The organism is Kitasatospora sp. NPDC059327, from assembly GCF_042752535.1.
Classification (GTDB): Bacteria; Actinomycetota; Actinomycetes; order Streptomycetales; family Streptomycetaceae; genus Kitasatospora.
This window is the reverse complement of the sequence record NZ_JBHYYB010000064.1, coordinates 29,421-51,097: the sequence shown is the minus strand read 5'-3', so window position 1 is coordinate 51,097 and position 21,677 is coordinate 29,421. Positions and strand designations below refer to the sequence as shown.

21 protein-coding genes are annotated in these 21,677 nt (G+C 75.0%); 9 read left to right on the top strand and 12 right to left on the bottom strand.

What is annotated here, in order from left to right; all coding sequences use genetic code 11:
* The first annotated feature begins 153 nt into the window (after window positions 1-153).
* Window positions 154-768 carry a YdeI family protein gene (locus ACFXHB_RS30785; RefSeq protein ID WP_380577956.1) on the top strand — a complete coding sequence of 205 codons (615 nt, stop codon included), beginning with the start codon at window positions 154-156 and terminating at the stop codon, window positions 766-768.
* Window positions 769-819: 51 nt separating this feature from the next.
* On the opposite strand, the gene ACFXHB_RS30780 is transcribed toward ACFXHB_RS30785, so the two are convergent.
* Window positions 820-1,275 (bottom strand): ASCH domain-containing protein, encoded by a 456-nt coding sequence (locus ACFXHB_RS30780; RefSeq protein WP_380577955.1) that lies wholly within the window; start codon window positions 1,273-1,275, stop codon window positions 820-822.
* A 261-nt stretch (window positions 1,276-1,536) separates the two neighbouring features.
* On the opposite strand from ACFXHB_RS30780, the gene ACFXHB_RS30775 reads away from it, so the two are divergent.
* Window positions 1,537-3,054, top strand: coding sequence for a DNA-3-methyladenine glycosylase 2 family protein (locus ACFXHB_RS30775; protein WP_380577954.1), 1,518 nt, complete (start codon window positions 1,537-1,539; stop codon window positions 3,052-3,054).
* On the top strand, window positions 3,051-3,560 hold the full coding sequence (locus ACFXHB_RS30770) for a methylated-DNA--[protein]-cysteine S-methyltransferase (RefSeq protein WP_380577953.1): 510 nt from the start codon (window positions 3,051-3,053) through the stop codon (window positions 3,558-3,560). The genes ACFXHB_RS30775 and ACFXHB_RS30770 overlap by 4 nt, the downstream gene beginning before the upstream one ends.
* A gap of 61 nt (window positions 3,561-3,621) precedes the next feature.
* Here the strand turns inward: ACFXHB_RS30770 and ACFXHB_RS30765 are convergent, their stop codons facing one another.
* Window positions 3,622-4,167: a GNAT family N-acetyltransferase gene (locus ACFXHB_RS30765; protein ID WP_380577952.1), complete on the bottom strand. Its 546-nt coding sequence runs from the start codon at window positions 4,165-4,167 to the stop codon at window positions 3,622-3,624.
* Between the two features lie 53 nt (window positions 4,168-4,220).
* Window positions 4,221-4,823: a MarR family winged helix-turn-helix transcriptional regulator gene (locus tag ACFXHB_RS30760; protein ID WP_380577951.1), complete on the bottom strand. Its 603-nt coding sequence runs from the start codon at window positions 4,821-4,823 to the stop codon at window positions 4,221-4,223.
* A 218-nt stretch (window positions 4,824-5,041) separates the two neighbouring features.
* Between ACFXHB_RS30760 and ACFXHB_RS30755 the strand changes: the two genes are divergently transcribed.
* A complete protein-coding gene (locus tag ACFXHB_RS30755) occupies window positions 5,042-6,484 on the top strand; it encodes an MFS transporter (protein WP_380577950.1) in 1,443 nt (480 codons plus the stop codon).
* Window positions 6,485-6,544: 60 nt separating this feature from the next.
* Here the strand turns inward: ACFXHB_RS30755 and ACFXHB_RS30750 are convergent, their stop codons facing one another.
* The 3 genes from ACFXHB_RS30750 to ACFXHB_RS30740 form a co-directional block, all read right to left on the bottom strand.
* A complete protein-coding gene (locus ACFXHB_RS30750) occupies window positions 6,545-7,288 on the bottom strand; it encodes a DUF305 domain-containing protein (protein ID WP_380577949.1) in 744 nt (247 codons plus the stop codon).
* Window positions 7,285-7,950: a DUF3105 domain-containing protein gene (locus ACFXHB_RS30745; protein WP_380577948.1), complete on the bottom strand. Its 666-nt coding sequence runs from the start codon at window positions 7,948-7,950 to the stop codon at window positions 7,285-7,287. Before ACFXHB_RS30745 ends, ACFXHB_RS30750 begins: the two co-directional genes overlap by 4 nt.
* Before the next feature lie 135 nt (window positions 7,951-8,085).
* Window positions 8,086-8,583 carry a hypothetical protein gene (locus ACFXHB_RS30740; RefSeq protein ID WP_380577947.1) on the bottom strand — a complete coding sequence of 166 codons (498 nt, stop codon included), beginning with the start codon at window positions 8,581-8,583 and terminating at the stop codon, window positions 8,086-8,088.
* Window positions 8,584-8,925: 342 nt separating this feature from the next.
* Between ACFXHB_RS30740 and ACFXHB_RS30735 the strand changes: the two genes are divergently transcribed.
* A complete protein-coding gene (locus tag ACFXHB_RS30735) occupies window positions 8,926-10,569 on the top strand; it encodes a protein phosphatase 2C domain-containing protein (protein WP_380577946.1) in 1,644 nt (547 codons plus the stop codon).
* A gap of 22 nt (window positions 10,570-10,591) precedes the next feature.
* Here ACFXHB_RS30735 and ACFXHB_RS30730 read toward each other — a convergent pair whose 3' ends face one another.
* Entirely contained in the window at window positions 10,592-11,224 is a 633-nt protein-coding gene (locus ACFXHB_RS30730; RefSeq protein ID WP_380577945.1) for a TetR/AcrR family transcriptional regulator, read from the bottom strand.
* A gap of 196 nt (window positions 11,225-11,420) precedes the next feature.
* Between ACFXHB_RS30730 and ACFXHB_RS30725 the strand changes: the two genes are divergently transcribed.
* Window positions 11,421-11,645: a hypothetical protein gene (locus tag ACFXHB_RS30725; RefSeq protein ID WP_380577944.1), complete on the top strand. Its 225-nt coding sequence runs from the start codon at window positions 11,421-11,423 to the stop codon at window positions 11,643-11,645.
* Window positions 11,646-11,697: 52 nt separating this feature from the next.
* On the opposite strand, the gene ACFXHB_RS30720 is transcribed toward ACFXHB_RS30725, so the two are convergent.
* Window positions 11,698-12,543: an NAD(P)H-binding protein gene (locus tag ACFXHB_RS30720; protein ID WP_380577943.1), complete on the bottom strand. Its 846-nt coding sequence runs from the start codon at window positions 12,541-12,543 to the stop codon at window positions 11,698-11,700.
* 81 nt (window positions 12,544-12,624) lie between these two features.
* Here ACFXHB_RS30720 and ACFXHB_RS30715 point away from each other — a divergent pair, with 81 nt between their 5' ends.
* Entirely contained in the window at window positions 12,625-13,239 is a 615-nt protein-coding gene (locus tag ACFXHB_RS30715; protein WP_380577942.1) for a TetR/AcrR family transcriptional regulator, read from the top strand.
* A 43-nt stretch (window positions 13,240-13,282) separates the two neighbouring features.
* Here the strand turns inward: ACFXHB_RS30715 and ACFXHB_RS30710 are convergent, their stop codons facing one another.
* From ACFXHB_RS30710 to ureA, 3 genes are read right to left on the bottom strand one after another with little or no spacing between them, the layout of a single operon-like run.
* A complete protein-coding gene (locus ACFXHB_RS30710) occupies window positions 13,283-14,326 on the bottom strand; it encodes an agmatine/peptidylarginine deiminase (RefSeq protein WP_380577941.1) in 1,044 nt (347 codons plus the stop codon).
* 32 nt (window positions 14,327-14,358) lie between these two features.
* Entirely contained in the window at window positions 14,359-16,080 is a 1,722-nt protein-coding gene (locus ACFXHB_RS30705; protein WP_380577940.1) for an urease subunit alpha, read from the bottom strand.
* The gene (gene ureA / locus ACFXHB_RS30700; RefSeq protein WP_380577939.1) at window positions 16,077-16,787 is read right to left on the bottom strand and encodes an urease subunit gamma; all 711 of its coding nucleotides are present in this window, start codon (window positions 16,785-16,787) and stop codon (window positions 16,077-16,079) included. Before ureA ends, ACFXHB_RS30705 begins: the two co-directional genes overlap by 4 nt.
* 336 nt (window positions 16,788-17,123) lie before the next feature.
* On the opposite strand from ureA, the gene ACFXHB_RS30695 reads away from it, so the two are divergent.
* Both ACFXHB_RS30695 and ACFXHB_RS30690 read left to right on the top strand, forming a co-directional pair.
* On the top strand, window positions 17,124-17,657 hold the full coding sequence (locus tag ACFXHB_RS30695) for an ATP-binding protein (protein ID WP_380577938.1): 534 nt from the start codon (window positions 17,124-17,126) through the stop codon (window positions 17,655-17,657).
* Between the two features lie 559 nt (window positions 17,658-18,216).
* The gene (locus ACFXHB_RS30690; protein ID WP_380577937.1) at window positions 18,217-20,361 is read left to right on the top strand and encodes a SpoIIE family protein phosphatase; all 2,145 of its coding nucleotides are present in this window, start codon (window positions 18,217-18,219) and stop codon (window positions 20,359-20,361) included.
* 94 nt (window positions 20,362-20,455) lie between these two features.
* On the opposite strand, the gene ACFXHB_RS30685 is transcribed toward ACFXHB_RS30690, so the two are convergent.
* A complete protein-coding gene (locus ACFXHB_RS30685; protein ID WP_380577936.1) occupies window positions 20,456-21,493 on the bottom strand; it encodes a DUF2637 domain-containing protein in 1,038 nt (345 codons plus the stop codon).
* Window positions 21,494-21,677: the final 184 nt, after the last annotated feature.

Below are 21,677 nucleotides of genomic sequence, written 5' to 3'. Positions count from 1 at the left end.
GGGCACGCCCAACCCACAGGCCGGGCGGGCGGGGGGCGCGTTCTCGGGGTCCCGCGGGGGGGGGGGGGGGGGGGGGGCGCGGGGGGCCCCCCCCCCCCACCGCCCGTCGTCGTCGCCCGGCCGCTGTCGGGGGCGGCCGCTACGCTCGACCGCGTGGACGGGACCGACGGTGTGGACGGTGTGGACGGGATCGACCGGATCGACGGGGTGGAGGTCGTCGGCTTCGCGGACGCCCGTGCCTTCGAGGACTGGCTGGCCGACAACCACCCGCGCCACGAGGGCGTCTGGATCAGGATGGCCAAGCGGAACTCCGGCCTCGCGTCGGTCACCGACGACGAACTCGTCGACATCGGGCTCTGCTACGGCTGGATCTCCGGACAGCGCCGCTCCCTGGACGCGCGGTACTACCTGCAGAAGTACGTACCCCGTCGGCCCAGGAGCCTCTGGTCGCAGGTGAACGTCGACCGGGTGGCGGTGCTGACGGCCGAGGGCCGGATGCGCGAGCCCGGCCTCGCCGAGGTGCGTCGTGCCAGGGCGGACGGCCGGTGGGCGGCGGCGTACGCGTCGCAGCGGACGGCGACGGTCCCGCCCGAGTTCGCGGCGGCGCTCGACGCCGACCCGCGGGCGCGGCGGGCCTTCGAGGCACTCGACCGGACGGGGCGCTACCAGCTCCTGCTGCCGCTGCTCCAGGCGCTCACCCCGCAGACCCGGCGGGCCCGGCTCGACCGGGCCCTGCGGCGGTTGACGGGTGACGACCGCCCGGCGTGACCCGCCCGGCGTGACCCGCCCCACGGTGCGGCCCGAGCCGGTCGCGGCCGGTCAGCGGAGGTCGGCCACCACGCGGAAGCGCTCCAGGACGACCGGGGTGGTGTCGTCCACCGTGAATCCGGGATCGCCCAGGGCGGCCCGCATCTCCTCGCCGTGCCAGAAGCCCTCGTGGACGGAGCGCCACTCGGCCACCGTGGTGAAGCCCTCGCCCTCGCCCACGGCGTGCCGAAGGTCGACCTCCGCCAGCCGGACGACCCGGACCTCCGTCGTCTCGGTCACCGCCACCGGCCGGCCGGTCGAGTCGATCACCGCGGAGTGGACACCCACCCGGGGCAACGGCTCGTTCTCCTGCTCGTAGTCGGCGACCAGACCGGTGGTGCTGGTCTTGGCGCCGCTGAGGACGGCCGCGACCAGCTGGTCGCGGAGCGGTCCGGGGAAGGCGAACTCCGCCACCCGCAGTGCGGCGACCCGGGGGTCGTCGGGGCCGGTGTACGGCTGCTCGGTCACGGGAGGGCTCCTTGTCGCCGGGTGGGCGGGCCGTCGGGGCGGGCGGGCGGGACCGCTGGGCCGGGGCGGGCGGCGAGGGTCGCCCCGCGCCGGCCCCGGCCAGCGTAGCCGCGGACCGGGCGGGTGGCTCGCGGTTCTCCGCCTGCCCCCGGATGCTCCGCCGACGCCCGCCCGCGCCCGGTACCGACCCCGTCGGGGGCCGTCACGCCCAGGTCCGATTTCCGCCAGTCATGCCCCGCCGGGTGCCGCAGACTGGACAGCGTGATCGACGACGACATCCGGTACCGGGCCGTGGACAGCCGGGACGCCCGCTTCGACGGCGTCTTCTTCACGGCCGTCACCTCGACCGGCATCTACTGCCGACCGAGCTGCCCCGCCGTGACCCCCAAACGCGTCAACTGCACCTTCTACCCCAGCGCCGCCGCCGCGCAGGGCGCCGGCTTCCGGGCCTGCCGCCGCTGCCGCCCCGACGCGGTGCCCGGCTCACCCGAGTGGAACCACCGTGCCGACCTGGTCGGCCGGGCGATGCGGCTGATCGGCGACGGCATCGTGGACCGCGAGGGCGTCGCCGGCCTGGCCCAGCGCCTCGGCTACAGCTCCCGCCAGCTCCAGCGCCAGCTCACCGCCGAGCTCGGCGCCGGTCCGATCGCGCTGGCCCGCGCCCGCCGTGCCCAGACCGCCCGGCTGTTGTTGCAGACCACCGAGCTGCCGGTCACCGAGATCGCCTTCGCCGCCGGGTTCGCGTCCGTCCGCCAGTTCAACGACACCGTCCGCGAGGTCTACGACCGCACGCCCAGCGGGCTGCGCGCCGAGGTCACGGCGGGCCGGCGCACCGCGACCCCGGCCGGTGGGCTCACCCTGCGGCTGGCCCACCGGGGCGCGCTGGACAGCGACCACCTGATCGACTTCCTGGCCCTGCGCGCCGTCCCCGGCGTGGAGGAGGTCGTCCCCGGCCCGCGCCCCGGCGTCCGCACCTACCGCCGGACCCTCGCGCTCCCGTACGGCCACGGCATCGCCGAGGTGGACGGGCTCGCGCCCGAGGACCGGACCCGCGGCTGGCTGGACTGCCGGCTCTTCCTGGCCGACCTGCGGGACCTGCCGACCGCCGTCCAGCGGCTGCGGATCCTGTTCGACCTGGACGCCGACCCGGACGCGGTGGACGGCCGGCTCGGCGCCGATCCGCTGCTCGGCGCACTCGTCCGCGCCCGGCCCGGTCTGCGCTCGCCCGGCCACGTCGACCCGCACGAGCTGGCCGTCCGTGCCGTGCTCGGTCAGCAGGTCACCGTCGGCGCCGCCCGCACCCTTGCCGGCCGGCTCGCCGAGAAGTACGGCGCCGCGCTGCCGGAGCCGAGCGGCGGGCTGCGGCTGCTCTTCCCGACCGCCGGCGCGCTGGCGGTGGCCGACCCCGAGGACTTCGCGATGCCGGCCGCCCGCCGCCGGGCGCTCACCGGCCTGTGCGCCGCGCTGGCCGAGGGCGTGGTCCGGCTCGACGGCGGCGTCGACCGGGAGGAGGCCGCGGCGCGACTGCTCGCCCTCCCCGGTATAGGCCCCTGGACCGTGGGCTACCTGCGGATGCGGGCCCTCGCCGACCCGGACGTCTTCCTGCCGAGCGACGTCGGGGTCCGCCACGGCCTCACCCGGCTCGGCGCCCCCGGCGACCCGAAGTCCGCCGACCGCGCCGCCCAGGCCTGGGCCCCCTGGCGCTCCTACGCCGTGCACCGGCTCTGGGCCGGCGCCGCGCGTGACACCAGTACTGGAACGGAGAACACCCGAGCATGAGCACCACCGTCTTCACCTTCATGGCGAGCCCGTTCGGCCGGCTGCTGCTCAGCGGTGTGCTGCCGGCGGACGGCGGACCGGCCGCCCTGGCCACCGTCACCGCCCCGGGCCAGAAGTACGCCCTCGCCGAACCCGCCGACGACTGGGTCCACGACCCGGACGCGCTCGCGGAGCCGGTCGCCCAGCTCACGGCCTACTTCGCCGGCGAGCGCACCACCTTCGACCTTCCGCTGGCCCCGGTCGGCACCGAGTTCCGCCGGAGCGTCTGGGCCGCGCTGGACGCCATCCCCTACGGCGAGACGGTCACCTACGGCCGGCTCGCCGAGCTGGCCGGTGCCTCGCCGAAGGCCGTCCGGGCGGTGGGCGGCGCGGTGGGCGCCAACCCGCTGCTCATCGTCCGGCCCTGCCACCGCGTGCTCGGTGCCGGCGGCTCGCTGACCGGGTTCGCCGCCGGGTTGGACCGCAAGCGTCGGCTGCTGGAACTGGAGAGCGGCACGCTGTTCTGAGCCGCCCGCCGGGCCGCGGGCCCGTCGGGCCGCCCACCGGGACCCACCGGCGGGCGGCCCGTCACCGGGTCGGCCGTCCGGCGTCGGCGCGCAGGTCCAGCCGCCAGTCGTTGCTGCGCATGGGCCGGCCGGGCGGGAACTCGAAGTCGGTCTCGCCGAGGAGGGTGAATCCGGCCCCGCGGCAGACGGCGTTGGAGGCGGGATGGTCCACGTCCGGGAACGCGTGCAGGTACCGGTGGCGGGCCCGGACGCGCGCCTCGGCGACGGCGGCCCGGGCGGCGGCGACGGCGATGCCCCGGCCCTGGTGGGGCGGCAGGACGTTCCAGCCCATCTCGTGGACGGTCCGGCCCCGCCAGGTCCGGGTGCCGTAGCCGACGGTGCCGACCGGCTCGCCGCCGGGGAGCAGGACGACGCGGTACATGCGGCCGAGGCCCGAGGGGACGAAGTCGAGGTAGCGGTGGTGCCGGGCGAGGAGCTCCCGCTCGTCCTCCGGGCCGCCGACGTGCCTCTTCATCTCCGGGGTGTTGACCCGGCGCAGCAGCGCGAGATCGGCGTCCGTCCAGGGCTCGATCCGCAACCGGACGGCGTCCGCGGGTGAGGCTTCCATGCGGGGACGCTATCCGCTCCGGCCGCTGACGGCTCCCGGTTTTCCGACCGGCGTCACTCGGGCCGGTTCGGCTGCTCCGGCGAGGCCAGGGCGCGGGCGAGCCGGTCGAGGGCGGGGAGCGCCTGCATGACGGCCTCGCGGTCGGCGGCGGTGAGCGTGCCGAGGGCACTGGCGATCCGGCGCTCGTGGGCGTGCTGCCAGTCGTCCAGCTGGCGCAGACCGGCCGGGGTGAGCGCGATCCGGGCGGTCCGGCGGTCGCCGGGGTCGGCCTGGCGGTCGACGAAGCCGGCGTCCAGCAGTTTGCCGACCAGTCCGCTGACGGTGTTCGGGGCCAGCCGTTGGCGGGCGGCCAGTTCGCCGACCCGCAGCGGCGCGGCCGCGAGCGTCTGGAGGAGTTCGACCTGCGCCATCGGCAGGGACTCCCACGGGTAGTCGGTGCGGATGCTGCTGCGCAGGGCGCGCCGCAGCCGGGTCACCACGTCGGTCAGCCGTCGGGCCCGTTCGATCGCCGGGGTGGTGGGGGGCTCGACCGGAGCGGGTGACTCCGCCGGGGCGCCGGGGCCGGCCCCGGTCGCGGTGCCGGTCGGGGCTTCGGGGTCGGTCAGGGCTTCGGCCGGTGCGGCGGCGGGGTCGGGAACGGGGGGTGACGACGGCATGGCGGACAGCGTAGCGCCTGGTGGCGGCGGCTCCGCCGGGCCGATCGCCCACCGGGCACGCACCGGGCACGCACCGGTCGCGCACCGACCGTCGAGTCCGGGGCCGGTGCATGGGGGCCGGTGGATCGGCGTCGGTGGATCGGCGTCGGCGCCGGGCGAGGATCGCTCACCGATCAGCTCGTAGAGAGAACATATCTGCATCCGATATATTTCGCCGTATGAACGCCACCGTCCTCGCCACCAGGCTGCTCACCGAGCGGGCCCGGCCGCGCGGCATCGCCGGGTGGCGGCACGCCCACTGGCTGGCGGTCGGCACCGTCTGCCTCGGCGCCTTCCTCGGCCAGCTCACGGCGGGCATCACCGCCCTCGTCCTGCCGGCCCTCGGGCAGCACTTCCGCACCGACTACGCCGCCGTCGAATGGGTCGCGCTCGCCTACCTGCTGGTGCTGGTGGCCCTGCTCGCCCCGGTCGGCCGGCTCTCCGACCTGGTCGGCCGCAAGACCGTGTACCTCGGCGGTTTCGCCGTCTTCGCACTGGCCTCGCTCGGCGCCGGATGCGCCGGCGGCCTCGGGGTCCTGGTGGCCTGCCGGGCTGTCCAGGCGGTCGGGGGAGCGATGATGCAGGCCAACAGCGTCGCCCTGGTGGCGCGCGGAGTCCCCGGCCACGCGATGCGGCGGGCCCTGGGGATCCAGGCGGCCGCCCAGGGGCTCGGCCTGGCGCTCGGCCCGAGCCTCGGCGGGCTGCTGGTCGAACACGCCTCCTGGCGCTGGGTGTTCTGGATCAATGTGCCGATCGGTCTGTTCGGCATCCTGGCCGGCTGGTTCCTGCTGCCGCGCACCCGCGCCGAGCCGTGGGCCCCGCGCTCCGGTGGCGGCGACGGCCGGTTCGACCTGCCCGGGCTGCTGCTGCTCACCGGCGCGACCACCGCGCTGCTGCTAGCCCTCTCCACCGCCTCGGGCCTGCCGCTGCCCGGCTGGGCCGCGGCCGGCCTGCTGCTTCTCGCGGTGCTGCTGGCGCTGGGCCTGGTCCGCCAGGAGCGGCGGACCGCCCGGCCGATCCTGGCGCCCGGCCTGGTCAACACCCCGGGCGTGCGGCCCGGCCTGGCCGTCGCGCTGATCGGCTATCTGCTGCTGTTCTGCCCGTTGGTGCTCGGGCCGGTGCTGCTCACCGAGGCCGGTGTTCCGGTGCTCCGGGCCGGTCTGGTGATCACCCTGCTTCCGGCGGGCTTCGCGGTCGCCGCGACCGTCGGCGGCGCTCTGCTGCCCCGGGGCTGGTCGGACGTCACCCGGTGCCGGTTCGGCGCGGCCGTCGCGGGGGCCGGGCTGCTGCTCTTCGCGCTGCTACCGGTGGGTGTCGCGTGGGCGGCCGCCCCGCTGCTGGTCGCCGGGTACGGGCTGGGCCTGTTGCTGCCCGCCAACAACGCGCTGGTGATGCGGGCGATACCGGCGGAGTGCTCGGCGGTCGGCGGTGGCATGGTCAACATGGCCCGCAGTCTCGGTACGGCGCTCGGCACCGCCGTGCCCGTGCTGGGTGTCCACCTGGCGGGCGCGGCGTCCGGCGGCCGGACGGTACTGCTGGCGCTCGCCGCCGTCGCCGTCCTCGCGGTGGCCCTGGTCCGCCCGGCCGGGCGGGCCGGGCGACCGGGCCCGCCCGTCCTCTGACGCGCCCCGCCCGGCCGGGACCGGCCGGTGGGGACGGATCGGCCGGGTGCCGCGGGTCGGTCAGGAGGCGGGAACGCCAGGGGCGGCGCCGCGCTCGGCGAGCATGTCGGTGATCAGCTGGATCTCCGAGGTCTGCCCGACCACCATCGACTGCGCGAGCCGCTTCTCGCTCTCGTTCTTCGCCATGTCGACGTAGCCCTGGGCCATCTCCACCCCGCCCTTGTGGTGCTCCAGCATCAGCTGCAGGTAGTACACCTCGGCGTCGCGCCCGCTGAGCGAGCGCAGCTTGGCGAGCTGGGTGTTGGTGGCCATGCCCGGCATCAGGGAGCCGTCGTGCGCCTCGTAGACGTGGTTCATCCGCATCCACGTCATCGGCTTGGCCCCCGAGTGCTGCGGGAGCCCCCACTGGTCGAGCCAGCCCATCATCATCCCGCGCTGGTTGGCCTGGGTGTTGATGATGTCGAAGGCGAGGGTGCGGACCGCCGCGTCGTCCGTCCGGTCCCGGACGGTGAACGAGAGGTCGACGGCCTGCTGGTGGTGGGTCGCCATGTCACGGGCGAAGCCGGCCTCGGGGGAGTCGTCCGCCGGGGCCGTGAGCGAGGACGAGCCGGAGGCCGAGGTCCCGCTCGCCACGAGCGCGGGTACCCCGAGCGCGAGGGCGAGCGTGGCGGCCAGCGCCGCCGGCCACCAGAGCCGCCGTCGGCCGGGGGTGGGACCCGCGTCCCGGTTGTCGGCGGAGGCGTCGTCGTGGCCGTCGTCCCGGCCGTCGTCGTGCGCCCCCGGTGCCGCCGCGTCGGCGGTCACATCGCCCCCATGCTGCAGGACGCGCCGGGCTCCTGGGTCTGCTTGCCCTGCACGTACTTGGTGAAGAACTCGCCCACCCGGGGGTCGTTGGCGCTGTCCACGACCAGCTGGGTGCTCCAGGCGCTCAGGGTGATGGTGCCCTTCTCGTCCGGGTACGGGCTCATCAGCGAGTACGGGGTGGCCTTCACCTTGTCGGAGAGGGCCTTGACGTCGTCCGGCGTCGCCTTGCCGTTGTACGTCACCCAGACCGCGCCGTGCTCCAGCGAGTGGACGGCGCGCTCGTTCTCGACCGGCTGGTCGTAGACGTGGCCCATGCAGTCCAGCCAGACCGCGTTGTGGTCACCGCCGACCGGCGGGGTCTGCGGGTAGGTGACCTTCTCCTTGACGTGGTTGCGGCTCAGCTCACCGAAGGTCTGGACACCGTCGATCGGCGCGGCGGCGGCGGCCTCCTTGGCCTTCTTGTCCTGGTTGGCGTCGACCACGATCCAGGTGCCGGTGGCGATCGCGGCGATCACCAGGGTGCCGGCGACCACCGAGGCGATGATCTTGTTCCGGCGGTCGCGGCGCTGTTCGGCGGCGCGCAGCTCGGCTATCCGGGCGCGACGGTCGAGACCGGCCTGCTTGCCGCTCGGCTTGTTGGACTGCTTCGAGGCGGAACCCATGAGGTGTCCTTGTCCCCGCCGCGCGCTTGGGGCGCGGCGGTCTGATGAGAGGGCGGAGTGGCGGATCCGTCGGCCGCACCCCCCTTCGCCGTCCGTTCGGACGGGCGGCAGGGGAGGGCCGGCGGTGGGTTCCGCTCAGGACCGGTGAACTTGGAGCTCGTGCAGGTCGGGTGCCGGGTGCGGACCGTCCAGGAGCCCGCTGGGCACCACCCGGGGCTGGGCCTCGGGGAGTTCCGGGCGGGGCGCCAGGGCGGGCATCGGCTGCGGCGGCGGGTTGGGCAGCTGGGCGTCCTGGCCGCAGTACGGGTGGCCGGAGCAGCCGTTGTTGCGGTGCGGCGGCTCGCCGTCGGCGGTGCACCACGTCCAGTGCCGCCGCTCCTCGGCGTGCAGCCGGTCGGCGGGGGTCGCGGCCGGGCCGGTACGCGGGGCCCCGGGGTGCGGGGCCGCGTGCTCCGCTCCGGGCGCCCACCGTGCGCCGGTCGTCGGGGAGTCCGCGACGACCGGGCCGACGACGGTGCTCTCCGGAAGGACCGCGGCCTTGGTGGACCGCTCCGTCGAAACCGCCTGGGCCGAGCCCGCGCACGGGAGCGCCGTCAGCAGTCCGACCAGCAGGAGGAACCACAGGGCACCCACCGGGCGGCCTGCGACTGCGGCCCTCCCCGGTCGGGGCGATCTGGGGGCCGACGCGGTCATGCGCACATTTAATCAGCCGAACGAGTGAAGCGATGCCCCTCCTCGGCCCCCATTTTCGGCGCCCGAACGTACCGAACACCCCGGAAACGCCCTGCTCGGGGCAGTTCCGGCAAGCAGGGACGGAACGGAAACGAAACATGGGGCGAACCCGGTGACAGGGATCATCCGATCAGTGTGCGGTTGTCGCCGAAACCCGGACAGCGTCGTTGCACTCGGAGACAATGACGTCGAGTCCGGCCCCGCCGGGGGCGGCGCGACCACGCACCGACCAGGAGCCGCCAGATGAGCAAAGAGGGTGCACCCGCACAGCGGCACCGGCCGGACGACGGTTGGTGGGACACGGTCTACGAAGGGCCGGCGGGCACTCTCCCCGACACCCCGGGCGCGGTTCCGGGGGAGGGCAGCGTCGACGACTGGTTCGAGACGGCGGCGGGGCTGATCGGGCCGCAGCGCACGGGTGGGGCGGCGCCTGGACCTGCGTCCGAGCCGGAGCCGGAGCCGGAGCCCGGGCCGGCGGAGCGGGACAGTATCGACGACTGGTTCGACACCGCGGTCGGGGTGATCGGCCAGCAGCGCGGACCGGAGGAGACGCACAAGTTCCGGGCCCCGGCCTGGGCGGCCACCCCCGAGCCGGCGGCCGTCGCGGAGCCGGAGCCGGTGGCGGCCCCCGAGGCCGTCGCGGCCCCCGAGCCGGAGCCCGAGCCGGAGGCGGAGCCGGCGCCCGTCCTTCGGAAGAGCCCGGAGCCCGCTGCGGCGAGTGTCCCGGCGCCGCCGGCCGCTCCGGAGTCGGCCGCCGTACCGGAGGCGGTGGCGGAGCTGGAGCCGGAGCTGGAGCCGGAATACGACTCCGAGCCCGAGCCCGAGCCGGTGTTCGACCCCGAGCCTGCCGCGGCGGCTCCGGACCCCGTTCCCGCGCCGGACCCCGTTCCCGTTCCGGACCCCGCGCCGGTCGTGGCCCGGCCCGCCACCCGCCCGCTGCCGGCCGGCACCGGGCCCGCCGTCCCGCACGTCGGCGAGCGCCCGCCCACGTACGGGCCCGAGCCGACCGCCGTCCCGGAGGCGGATCCGGACGCGCTCGGCGCGGTCGTGCCGGACACCGCCCTGGAGGGGGCCCAGTACGCCGCCGCCACCCTGCGCGCGGTCTCGGTCCGGGGCGACTCCGCCCGCTACCGCGGCGAGCCCCGCCGGGACGCGCTGCTGGTCACCCGGTTCGGCGAGGGCGCGGAGGGTCTGCTGCTCGCCGTCCTCGGCGGCTTCGACCGCACCGGCGCGGGTGCCTCCGAAGGCTCGGACGGCGTCGACGTCGCCGCCGAGGCGGTCGCGACCGCCTCGGCCGAGGCCTGCCGCCAGCTCGCCACCGCGGTCGGCCGCAGCCGGGCCGGTCTCGCCGCCGACCTGCGCGACGGCGCCCGCGACCGGTTGCGCTACGGCCTCCAGCGGCTCGCCACGGCCGCCGCGGCGCCGCTGCGCGCCCTCACCCCTCGGGGCGTGGGCGACGACCCGGCCCCGAGGGCTTCACTGCACTGCCTGCTGCTCTCGCTCGACCCGGCGGCCTCCTACCGGGCGGCCTTCGGGGTCGGCCCGGGCGGGCTCTACCTGTTGCGCTCCGGCCACTGGATCGACGCCTACGCGGCCCGGCTGCTGCACCACCCGGACGGTCAGCCGCCGGTGCTGCCGGAGAGCCCGGCGCCGGATCCGCGACCGTTCCGGTTCCGGATGGTCCCGGCGACCCCGGGCGACATCCTGCTGCTCTGCACCCCGGGCCTGGCCCGGCCGATCTCCGACGAGCCGGCCGTCGCGCACTTCCTGGCGGCCCACTGGGCGCACCCCCACCCGCCGGGCACCGTCGACTTCCTGCGCCAGGTGCAGGTGCGCGCCAAGGGGTATGCCGACGACCGCACGGCGGCCGCGATCTGGACGGAGTGAGGGGGCCGGGCCCCCGCCGGTGTCAGGCGGCTGCCAGCAGGGTCCGGAAGGCCGACTCCGCCAGGTGCAGCGCCCGGGTGCGGCGCGCGCCGGGCAGGCCGAGCGCGAGCGGCACGGCGAGACCGTCCAGCAGGGCGCGGATCTGGGCGGCCCGCTCGGTGGCGGCGGACCCGTCCGCCCCGCCGACCCCGGCCGGTCCGGCGGTGAAGGAACCGCGGGCGGTCCCCTCGTCGAGCAGGGCGACCAGGTCGGCGTCCCAGGGGGCCTCGATCTCCAACTGCCCCCGGCGGAGTTCCTCGCTGGCGGGGGAGCGACCCCACACCTCGACCCAGAGGATCCAGCGCGGATCGCCGGGCCCCTCGGGCAGGTACAGCCGGGTGTACTCGCCCAGCCGCTCCCAGACGTCGCGTCCGCCGTCGGTCAGGGCGGTGCGGCGGCGGGCGCCGAGCTGCTCCTCGCTCCAGCGCAGCGTCTCCAGCAGCAGCTGGTCCTTGCTGCCGAAGTAGTAGAGCAGGTGTCCGGCGCTCATCTGGAGCTGTTTGCCGAGGCCGGCCATGGTGAGCTTGGCGAGTCCGTGCTCGGCGATGGCGGCCCGCGCGGTGGCGAAGACCTCCTCGCGGGGGCGCGCCGGCCGGCGCGGGCGGGCGTCCGCCATGTGCTGCTCTCCTCTGTGCCGACGCGGCCGCGCCGCGCCGGCCCCACGATACTGGCCGTGCCCGAAGGGCCACGGAGCGGGAGGCTGACCGGTTCGGCACCACGCTCCCGCGGGTACGTACCGACTACCGGGCGGTGCGCACCGCGACGGCGCGTCGCACGGGTACCGACGACCCCGAACCCGAGGGGGTGGCCCCATGGCCACGCTGATCGCCCTGTTCGCGGCCCTGGCCGTCTGTGTGGCCGGGCTGGCGGTCCATCTGCACCGCCGGCACAACGGCCCCACCGAGAACCTCGACGGTGTACTCGCCGAGCAGCGGCGGCTCGCCGAGTCGCGGGCCCTGCGTTCCTCCTGCAGCTCGATCGCCATGCACAGCACCCATGGCCTGACCACCGACGACCTCGGCCGTCATCACCGGTGACCCGGAAGGCCGTCCCGGGCGCGCGCCGTGCTCCGCGCGCCCGGGACGGGCGCTACCGGAAGGCCGGCAGGTTGCGCGCGACCCAGGCGTCGAAGGGTCGCGCGGGCCGGCGCAGGACGGTCGCCACATCGGGGCTGATCGCCTGCTCCGCCGGGACGGGGACGCCGAGGATGTCCAGGGTGCCGTCGATGACCTCCTCGGGCATGAACCGGGCCAGGTGGCCGTGGGCCCGCTCGCGGGAGAGTTCGACGAAGGTCACCGGCTCGCCCAGGGCCTCGGAGACGACCGCGGCCTGCCGGCGCGGGCTGACGGCCTCGGGGCCGGTCAGTTCGTAGGTGCGGCCCGCGTGGCCGTCCTCGCGCAGTGCGGCGGCGGCGACCTCGGCGATGTCCGCCGGGTCGACGACGGGCAGCGCCACGTCGCCGAACGGGGCGAAGACCGTGCGCTCGGTGCGGACCGACTCGGCCCAGGCGAAGGCGTTGGAGGCGAAGCCGCCCGGGCGCAGGACGGTGAAGGCCAGGCCGGACTCGCGCACGGCGGTCTCGAACTCCCTCAGGCGGGTGTGCGAAGGGGCCTGGGGGCGGGTGGCGTTGATCTGGGAGGAGACCAGCACGACCCGCTCGACCCCGGCGGCCCCGGCCGCGTCCAGCAGGGCCTTCGGGCTCTCGCCGCGGCCGTTGAGGTCGCCGCCCAGCAGCAGGAAGAGGGCGTCGGCGCCGTCGAGCACCGGCCGCATGCTCGCGGCGTCGCCGACATCGGCCCGGGCGTGCCGGACGCCCGCCGGCAGCGCGGCGGGCCGCGGCTGCCGCGAGACCGCCACGACCTCCTCGCCCGCCCCGGCCAGCAGCGGCACCAGTGTCCGCCCGATGTTCCCGGTCGCACCCGTCACGACGATCATCCGGTTCCCCCAAGTGAGTTAGTTGGCTGACTTGGTTGAACCCTAGCACGGCCGTCCCGGGCGCTGTCTATAGTTGGTCAGGTGACTGACTCAGTGAAGCCCCGGGGGCGGGCGGGCGACAAGCGCCGACGGCTCACGGCCGCGGCGGCCCAGGTCCTGCACCACCAGGGGGTCGAACGGACCACCCTCGCCGACATCGCGCGGGTGGCCGACGTGCCCGTCGGAAACGTCTACTACTACTTCAAGACCAAGGACGAACTGGTCCGCGCCGCACTGTCCGAGCACGGCGCGCACCTGGACGGACTCACCGGCGGGCTGGACGGCTTGTCCGACCCGCGGGACCGGCTCAAGGCCCTGGTCGAAGCCTGGGTGGACCAGCGCGACAGCGCCGCCCGCTACGGCTGCCCCACTGGCACCCTGGCCGTCGAGGTCGACAAGCGCGCGGACGGGGTCCTGGACGTGGAGGCCGGCGCGGTGATCCGGCGGCTGCTGGACTGGGCCGGACACCAGTTCCGCGCCCTCGGCCTGCCCGATCCGGACGGCCTCGCCGTCACCCTCGTCGCCGGCTACCAGGGCATGTCGCTGCTGGCCAACGCCCTGCGCGAGCCGGAGATCATGACCCGCGAGGGTGCCCGGCTGCTGCGGTGGCTCGACGCGCTGGAGGCACCCGGAGACGCCGAGGGGCCCGGCGAGTGACCACTCGCCGGGCCCCTCGGGCGCGTGCTCGCCCGGCCTGGAACTAGCCCACCTTGGGCTGCTGCTGGGTGATGCAGTGGATGCCGCCGCCGTTGGCGAAGATCTCGCGGGCGTCGACGAGTTCGACGGTCCGGCCCGGGTAGGCGCGGCCGAGGATCTCGGCGGCCTCCTGGTCGCGCGGGTCGTCGAAGGCGCAGAGCACCACGGCGCCGTTGGCCACGTAGTGGTTGATGTACGAGTAGTCGACCGGCTCGCCGTCCTCGTCCGTCAGCACGGTGGGCGCGGGCAGTTCGATGACCTCCAGGGCGCGGCCCCGGGCGTCGGTGGACGCCCGCAGGATCGCCACCAGCTCCTGGCACACCTCGTGGTCGGGGTGGGCCGGGTCCGGCTGGACGTGGGCGACCACGACGCCGGGGCGGACGAAGGAGGCGACGATGTCGATGTGGCCGCGGGTGCCGAACTCGTCGTAGTCGCGGGTGAGTCCGCGCGGCAGCCAGACCGCCTTGGTGGTGCCGAGGTGGGCGTGCAGCTCGGCCTCGACCTCCTCGCGGGTCCAGTCGGCGTTGCGCCCCTCGCCGAGCTGCACGGTGTCGGTGACGAGCACGGTGCCCTCGCCGTCGACGTGGATGCCGCCGCCCTCGTTGATCAGGCGGGAGGCGAAGCGCTGAACGCCCGTCAGTTCGCTGATGTGCTCGGCGATGTGCTGGTCCTTGTCCCAGCGGGCCCAGGACTGCGCGCCCCAGCCGTTGAAGATCCAGTCGGCGGCGGCCAGCGAGCCCTTGTCGTCGATCAGGAAGGACGGGCCGATGTCGCGCATCCAGGCGTCGTCCAGCGGGCGCTCGACGATCTCGACCTCGGGGGCGACGTACTTGCGCGCCTCCTCGGTCTCGCCGGTGTTGACCACCAGCGTCACCGGCTCGTACCGGACGACGGTGTTGGCCACCGCGGCCCAGGCCTCGCGCCCGGAGTGCAGGTTCTCCGGGGTGTCGAAGGTCGGGTTGGCGGTGGGGAAGGCCATCCAGGTACGGTCGTGCGGGTGCCACTCGGCGGGCATCCGGTAACCGAGCGAGGCGGGGGTGGGGGTCATCTTCGCGTCCTAGGAAAGAAAGTGATGGTGGGTCAGAGGAAGTAGAGGCGGCTGAGCGAGACGCTGTCGGCGGGCTCGGAGCGCAGTGGCGAGCCGTCCAGTGAGACCAGGCCGGTCTCGGTGACCCGGACGTCGCCGATCCGGGCGTTGCGGACCATGTCGCGCGGGCCGATGCCGCGGGTGTTCCGGACCCCGACCCGGCGGCGTCGGGTCGGCATGCCGTCGGCCGCCCGGTCCAGGTAGGCGCCGTCGGCCGCGGCCTGGGCGACGAAGGCGACCGAGAGGTCGGCGGCGGTGGCACCGTGGGCGCCGAACTGCGGTCCCAGTACGAGGGGTTCGCACCGGTCGGTGGAGGCGTTGGGGTCGCCGACGACGCCGTAGGCGGGGAACCCGGCCTTCAGGACCAGCTGGGGCTTGGCGCCGAAGTGGTCGGGGCGCCACAGGACGATGTCGGCGAGCTTGCCGATCTCGATCGAGCCGACCTCGTGGGCGAGGCCGTGGGCGATGGCCGGGTTGATGGTGAGCTTGGCGATGTAGCGCAGCACGCGCTCGTTGTCGTCGCCGCCCTCGGCGGTGCCGTAGGAGCCGGTGCCGTCGAGGGGGCCGAGCTCGGCCTTCATCTTGCCGGCCATGGCGAAGGTGCGGCGCACCGTCTCGCCGGCCCGGCCCATGCCCTGGGCGTCGGAGGAGGTGATGCCGATGACGCCGAGGTCGTGCAGGACGTCCTCGGCGCCCATGGTGCCGGCGCGGATCCGGTCGCGGGCCATCGCGGCGTCGCCGGGGAGGTCGACCTTGAGGTCGTGGGCGGAGACGATCATGCCGAAGTGCTCGCCGAGGGCGTCGCGGCCGAACGGCAGGGTGGGGTTGGTGGAGGAGCCGATGACGTTCTCGACGCCGGCCATCTTGAGCACGTTGGGGACGTGGCCGCCGCCGCAGCCCTCGATGTGGAAGGCGTGGATGGTGCGGCCGTCGAGCACCTTGAGGGTGTCCTCGACGGAGAGGCACTCGTTGAGGCCGTCGGTGTGCAGGGCGACCTGGACGTCGTACTCCTCGGCGACCCGCAGCGCGGTGTCCAGGGCGCGGGTGTGGGCGCCCATGTCCTCGTGGACCTTGAAGCCCGAGGCGCCGCCCTCGGCGAGGGCCTCGACCAGGGGGGCCGGGTCGGAGGAGGAGCCGCGCCCGAGGAAGCCGATGTTGACCGGCCAGGCGTCGAAGGCGTTGAAGGCGTGCCGCAGCGCCCAGGGGGAGTTCACGCCCACCCCCCAGACCGGGCCGAACTCCTGGCCGATGATCGTGGTGACGCCGGAGGCGAGCGAGGCCTCCATGATCCGCGGCGAGAGCAGGTGGACGTGGGTGTCGATGGCACCGGCGGTGGCGATCATGCCCTCGCCCGAGACGATGGTCGTCCCGGTGCCGACGACGACGTCCACCCCGTCCAGGGTGTCGGGGTTGCCGGCCCGACCGATGGAGGCGATCCGGCCGTCGATCAGGCCGATGGAGGTCTTCCGGACGCCCTGGACGGCGTCGATCACCAGGACGTTGCTGATCACGACGTCGCAGGTGTCGCGGACGGCGGCGGCCTTGAGGTGCAGGCCGTCGCGGGCCGTCTTGCCGAAGCCGGCCAGGAACTCCTCGCCGGGCCTCTGGGAGTCGGACTCGACCCGGACGATCAGACCGGAGTCGCCGAGGCGGATCCGGTCCCCGGCCCGCGGGCCGTGCACCGCGAGGTAGTCGTGCGGGGTGATGGCGCTCACGATTCCACCTCGGCGTCGTCGAAGTCGGTCAGGTAGCCGGTGGCGCGGGCCTTGACCAGGGCGGCCTCCTTGGCGCCGGGAGCGTCCAGCGGGCCGTCCACCAGCCCGGCGAAGCCGATCGCGACCCGCTCGCCGCCGATCGGCACCAGGCCGACCTCGACGGTGGCACCCGGGTCGAAGCGCACCGAGGAGCCGGCCGGCACCGCGAGGTGGGTGCCGTAGGCGGCGGCGCGGTCGAAGGCGAGCCGGGGGTTGGCCTCGAAGAAGTGGAAGTGCGAGGTGACCGAGATCGGCACCCCGGAGGTGTTGTGGACGGGCAGCACCACCGTCTCCTCGACGGGGTCGTAGCCCGCGCCCGTGCCGAGCAGCGCGCCGCCGGGGGCGTCGTCGCCGAGCGAGCCGGCGCCCTTGAACGGATCGTTCACCACGGCCAGCCGGGTGCCGTCGTCGAAGACCGCCTCGACCTGGACCACGGTCACCACGTCCGGGACGCCGGGGAGCACGTCGGCGGCGGTGAGCACGCTGCGTCCGGCCTCGATGGCCTCGGCGAGGCGACGGCCGTCGCGGGCGGCCTCGCAGACGGCGTCGGCGATCAGGGCGTGCGCCTCGGGAATGTTGAGGCGGACGCCCCGGGCGCGCCGGGCGCGGGCCAGCTCGGCTGCTGTGAAGATCAGCAGCCGGTCCCGCTCGGTGGGAGTCAGTCGCACGGTTCCTCGCTCGCGGTCGCCGGGGTGTGCCGGGTGTGCCGGGTGGTGCCCGGGATGAAGTTAGAACGGCGTTCAAACATCCCGGGCCATTGAACCCGGACCCGGCCGCTCTGTCCAGCCTTGCCCGAAAACGCCTCGTACGCATCGCAAACCTGTCCGGCCAGGGCAGTTGGATCACGAGGACCGCGCCGTGCCCCTTTCACCCCAGGTGATCGGACGCACACTGTTCCAAACGCCGAAAGCTGGGCATGAGGATGGTGGTCAGAACGAGGCGGCCACCCGACCGGCGGGGGATCCGGGAGCGGGTGCCCGGATTGAGGGCGGGGGCAAGTGGTGATGGACGGTCAGTCGCGATTCCCGCGGCAGCGGACGGGCTCGGGGGACGCCTTCCGATCCAGGTCCCAGGGTGGCGCACCGGGCGCGTCCGGGGTCACCGGTACGGCGGGCCAGGCGCTGCCGAGCACCCCGGCGCCGGGGTGTGCGCTGAACCGCCGGCTGCATCTGGCGGTCGAGGCGGCCGATCTGGTCGCGGTCGCCGCGGTCCGCCGGCGGCTGCGCTCCGCACTCGGCCACTGGGGGGTGCCCGAGCTGGCCGACACCGCCGAGCTGCTCTCCTCCGAGCTGGTCACCAACGCGCTGCTGCACACCGGCCAGGGCGCGGTCTTCGACGCGGTGCTCACCGCGGATCTCCGGCTGCGGATCGAGGTCCACGACGGCGTCACCCGGCTGCCCGGCCGCCGGCGCGATCCGGACGCCGAGTACGCCACCTCGGGGCGCGGGCTGATGCTGGTCGAGGCGCTGGCGGACTCCTGGGGAGTCCAGCTGCGCGGGGACGGCAAGGTCACCTGGTTCGAGCTGGTCACCGCCTGACCCTCGGGGCCGGCCCGTCCCCCGGCTCCGCCCTCGACCCCTGCCCGCCTCTTCTCCGCGCGCACCCCCCGACCCTCCCCTCGCGCCCCGCCCCTTCCGGTGCCGTCCCCGCCGTCGCCGGTGCCGCCCGACGGCCCCGGTCCACCCGTTCGGAGCAGTCTCCGCGCCCCGGCCGGGCCGGGCGCCGGAACGGGGAGAAGCAGGTCGTTCGCTGCCGAACGACACTCCCCGGCGAAGGCCGAGCCGAATATTCCCGGCCCGGTGCCATTGCCGCTCGGCCGAACATTGGCCAGGATGGTGGGAATGTGTGTCCACGTGCGGCAAACAGCGGGGAGACCTCACCTCGACTGGCCACCGCCCGGCGGCACGGTCCGATCGAGCACCACCCACTCACACCGCCATGAGGCCAGCCCGGACAGTCGGCGCGGTTCGTCACGGCGGCGGCAGGAGCAGCATGCCCACTGAGCCCGAGTCACCGGGGCCGGCGCTTCCTCCCGGTCAGTCCACGGCCGGGTCGGGGCGGGCGAGACCACCCGCCCAGGCGGTGCGCAGGCACGCGTTGCGAACCGCCCCGGGGCTGGCCGCGGGCCGGCTGGCACCGATGCTCTCGGGTGGCCTGCCCGTCGCCTCGGGGGACTCCACGCCGGACTGGCTGGAGCCCGCGATGGCCGCCAACGGCATCGGCTCCTTCGACTGGGACATCCGCCGCGACGTCCTGGAGGGTGACCAGCGGGCCTGCACGATCATGGGCCTGGACTCGGCCGCGCGGGACCGCTTCGACCGCACCTCCGCCTCCTTCCTCTCCCTGCTGCACCCCGAGGACGCGCCCGTGGTGCGCCGCCGGGTCGAGCGCGCGGTCGCCGAGCTCGGCCAGTGCGGCGCCTACTACCGCACCGTCGGGCCGAGCGGGTCGATGCGCGCCGTGCGGTTCCGCGGCCGGGTCCTCGCGGACGCCTTCGGCCGGGCCTCGCGGATGGTCGGCTTCATCTGGGACGCCACCGTCGAACTGCGCAAGCGTGACCGTGCCGACCGGATGGCCCTGCTGCGGGAGGAGCGCTCGCGGTTCATCAAGGAGGCCGCCCGCGCGCTCTCCGAGGCCGTCACCGTCCGTGACGTGGCCCGGGTCTTCACCGAGCTCCCGCTGCCCGGGCTGCCGCCGGACGGCCTGGTCCTGGCCTCCTTCGAGTCCGGCCGGGTACAGATCCTCGGCGCCTCCGGCTACCGGCCGGAGGAGCTGTCCTTCTGGGACCGCTCGGTGCTGCCGTCCGACCACCCGGCGGCCGAGGCGCTGCGCACCCGGGCGCCGGTCTTCATCGCCAGCCGGGAGGAGTTCCTGGAGCGCTACGCCAAGGTGTGGACGCCGACCAGCCGGACCGGCCGCAGTTCCTGGGCGTTCCTGCCGCTGGTCGCCAGCGGCCGGCCGATCGGGGTCTGCCTGGTCAGCTTCGACGACGACCGTCAGCTGGACGCGGACGAGCGCACCCTGCTCTCGACCCTCGGCGGCCTGGTCGCCCAGTCGCTGGCCCGGGCCCGGCTGCACGACGCCGAGCACGAGCTGGCAGCCGGCCTGCAGCGGGTGATGCTGCCGCGCACCGTGCCGTCGGTGCCCGGGGTGACCACCGCCGTCCGGTACCTGGCGGCCGGCTCCGGCCTGCAGATCGGCGGCGACTGGTACGACGTCGTCCCGCTGCCCGGCGGCCACGTCGGGCTGGTGATCGGCGACGTCCAGGGGCACGACGTGCACGCCGCCGGGATCATGGGCCAGCTGCGGATCGCGCTGCGCGCCTACGCGGCCGAGGGCCATCCGCCGGCCGCCGTGATGGCCCGGGCCTCCCGCTTCCTCGCCGACCTGGACACCGACCACTTCGCCACCTGCACCTACGCCGAGGTGAACGTCGACTACGGCGTGGTCTACGCCGTCCGGGCCGGTCACCTCGACCCGATGGTGCGCCGCGCCGACGGCACCGCCACCGTGGTCCAGGTCGCCGGCGGGCTGCCGCTGGGCATCGCGCCGGACGAGGAGTACCGGGTCACCCGGTTCAGCCTGGACCCGGGGGAGACGGTGCTGCTCTGCACCGACGGGCTGGTCGAGGCGCGCGGGACGGACCTCGACGACGGCATCGCCCGGCTGGCCGAGGTGCTCGCCGGTCCGCTCGCCCGCCGCGACGAGGGCCCGGTCGACCCGCTGGAGGAGCTGGCCGACCGGATCTCCTCCCAGGTCGCGGACTCCAGCGAGCGCGAGGACGACATAGCGCTCCTGCTGCTGCGCTGGGACGGTCCGGAGGGCGGCCTGGCCGCCCAGCAGCTGCGCCGCCGGATCGGGCAGGCCGACCTCGCCCGGATCTCCGAGGTGCGGGCCGAGCTGCGCGACGCGCTGCGCCGCTGGGGCGTGGCGGAGCTGGTGGACACCGCCGAGCTGCTCGCCTCCGAGCTGGTCACCAACGCGATCCGGCACACCGACCGGGACGCCATGTTCACCGCCCGGCTCTACCGCGAGTCGGCGGCGGACGGGGGCCGGGCCCGGCTGCGGGTCGAGGTGGAGGACGAGTCCGACCTCTGGCCGACCCGTCGGACGCCGGGGGAGCAGGCCTCCTCCGGGCGCGGGCTGATGCTGGTCGAGGCCCTGGCGGACGCCTGGGGCGTGGAGCCGCGCGGTTCGGGCAAGCGGATGTGGTTCGAGCTCACCGGCACGCCGGCGGCCTGACCGGGACGGCGGGGCCCCGGTGGGTCCGACCGGCTCCGGCCGGACCCACCGGGGCCCCGCCGTGCCGCTCGGGCGGGGTCCCGGGCCCGGTGCCTCAGCCGAACTGCTGCTCCAGGTCCTTCAGCTTGCGCTCCAGCGAATCCAGCCGGGGCAGTGCGACGGTGTCCTCCTCCAGGGTGAGGTCGATGGTGCGCCGTTCCGGACGGGCCGGCAGGCCGGCCTGTGCGACCGGTCCCTCGGCGGCCGACGCGGGCGGCTCGACGGCGGGCCGGTCCGCCGAGGGACCGCCGGCTATGGCGGACTCCTGGCCGGACTCCAGCTGCCGGGCCGTGCCACGGGTGCGCCAGGCACTGTGGGAGCGGTTGATGGCCCGGATCTCGGCCCGCTCGCGGCGCCCGGCCAGCCGGCGGCGTTCCTTCTCCACGACCTTCTCCCGCCTGTCCTCGCGGACCTCGTCCACCGCCTCGTCCAGGCTGCGGACGCCCTCCAGCAGCATCAGCGACCAGGCCGCGTAGGTCTCGCGCGGAGCGCGCATCCAGCGGACGATCCGGATCTGCGGCAGCGGGCGCGGGACGAGGCCCTGCTCGCGCAGCGCGGCCCGACGGGTCTGCTTGAGCGCCCGGTCGAACAGCACGGCGGCCGAGAGCGACATCCCCGCGAAGAACTGCGGGGCACCGGCGTGGCCGAAGCCGCGCGGGGCGTGCACCCAGTTGAACCAGGCGGACGCGCCGGCGAACAGCCAGACCAGCAGGCGCGAGCCGAGCGCGGCGTCACCGTGGCTGGCCTCGCGGACGGCGAGCACGGAGCAGAACATCGCCGCCCCGTCCAGGCCGAACGGCACGAGGTACTCCCAGCCGCCGGAGAGGTTGAGGTTCTGCACCCCGAAACCGACCAGGCCGTGGAAGGAGAGCGCGGCCGCGACGGCGGCGCAGCAGAACAGCAGCGTGTACGAGGCCCCGCCGTACAGGGATTCCTTGCGGCGGCGGCGCTCCTCGGAACGCTCCCAGGAATCCGAGCCGCCCGGTCCGGCGGCGGATCCCCGATTTCGGGCCAGGGCCACCAACAGGGCGGTGACCAGCAGCACCGCAACGCCGGTGACGGCCCAACCGAGCGGTATGTCGGACAATTTCATCGCCTGGACCAGCCTCGCTTTCCTGCGTCGTGATGGCGGGGACCATCATGGCGGATGCTCGGCCCGAGAATGGCTGATTCGCCGTCAATGCGCTGAGGAGAGGGATTTCTGACGTGGCAGAAGTCGCATTGTCGTATAAACAAAGGGGTGCTGTTTCCCGGAATTCCGGGCTTTCCCGGCGCGG

Coding starts and splice junctions, on each gene's coding strand:
- ACFXHB_RS30770 (WP_380577953.1), top strand. CDS start 3,051: ATGAGCACCACCGTCTTCACCTTCATGGCGAGCCCGTTCGGCCGGCTG.
- ACFXHB_RS30765 (WP_380577952.1), bottom strand. CDS start 4,167: ATGGAAGCCTCACCCGCGGACGCCGTCCGGTTGCGGATCGAGCCCTGG.
- ACFXHB_RS30760 (WP_380577951.1), bottom strand. CDS start 4,823: ATGCCGTCGTCACCCCCCGTTCCCGACCCCGCCGCCGCACCGGCCGAA.
- ACFXHB_RS30755 (WP_380577950.1), top strand. CDS start 5,042: ATGAACGCCACCGTCCTCGCCACCAGGCTGCTCACCGAGCGGGCCCGG.
- ACFXHB_RS30745 (WP_380577948.1), bottom strand. CDS start 7,950: ATGGGTTCCGCCTCGAAGCAGTCCAACAAGCCGAGCGGCAAGCAGGCC.
- ACFXHB_RS30735 (WP_380577946.1), top strand. CDS start 8,926: ATGAGCAAAGAGGGTGCACCCGCACAGCGGCACCGGCCGGACGACGGT.
- ACFXHB_RS30730 (WP_380577945.1), bottom strand. CDS start 11,224: ATGGCGGACGCCCGCCCGCGCCGGCCGGCGCGCCCCCGCGAGGAGGTC.
- ACFXHB_RS30725 (WP_380577944.1), top strand. CDS start 11,421: ATGGCCACGCTGATCGCCCTGTTCGCGGCCCTGGCCGTCTGTGTGGCC.
- ACFXHB_RS30720 (WP_380577943.1), bottom strand. CDS start 12,543: ATGATCGTCGTGACGGGTGCGACCGGGAACATCGGGCGGACACTGGTG.
- ACFXHB_RS30710 (WP_380577941.1), bottom strand. CDS start 14,326: ATGACCCCCACCCCCGCCTCGCTCGGTTACCGGATGCCCGCCGAGTGG.
- ACFXHB_RS30695 (WP_380577938.1), top strand. CDS start 17,124: ATGGACGGTCAGTCGCGATTCCCGCGGCAGCGGACGGGCTCGGGGGAC.
- ACFXHB_RS30685 (WP_380577936.1), bottom strand. CDS start 21,493: ATGAAATTGTCCGACATACCGCTCGGTTGGGCCGTCACCGGCGTTGCG.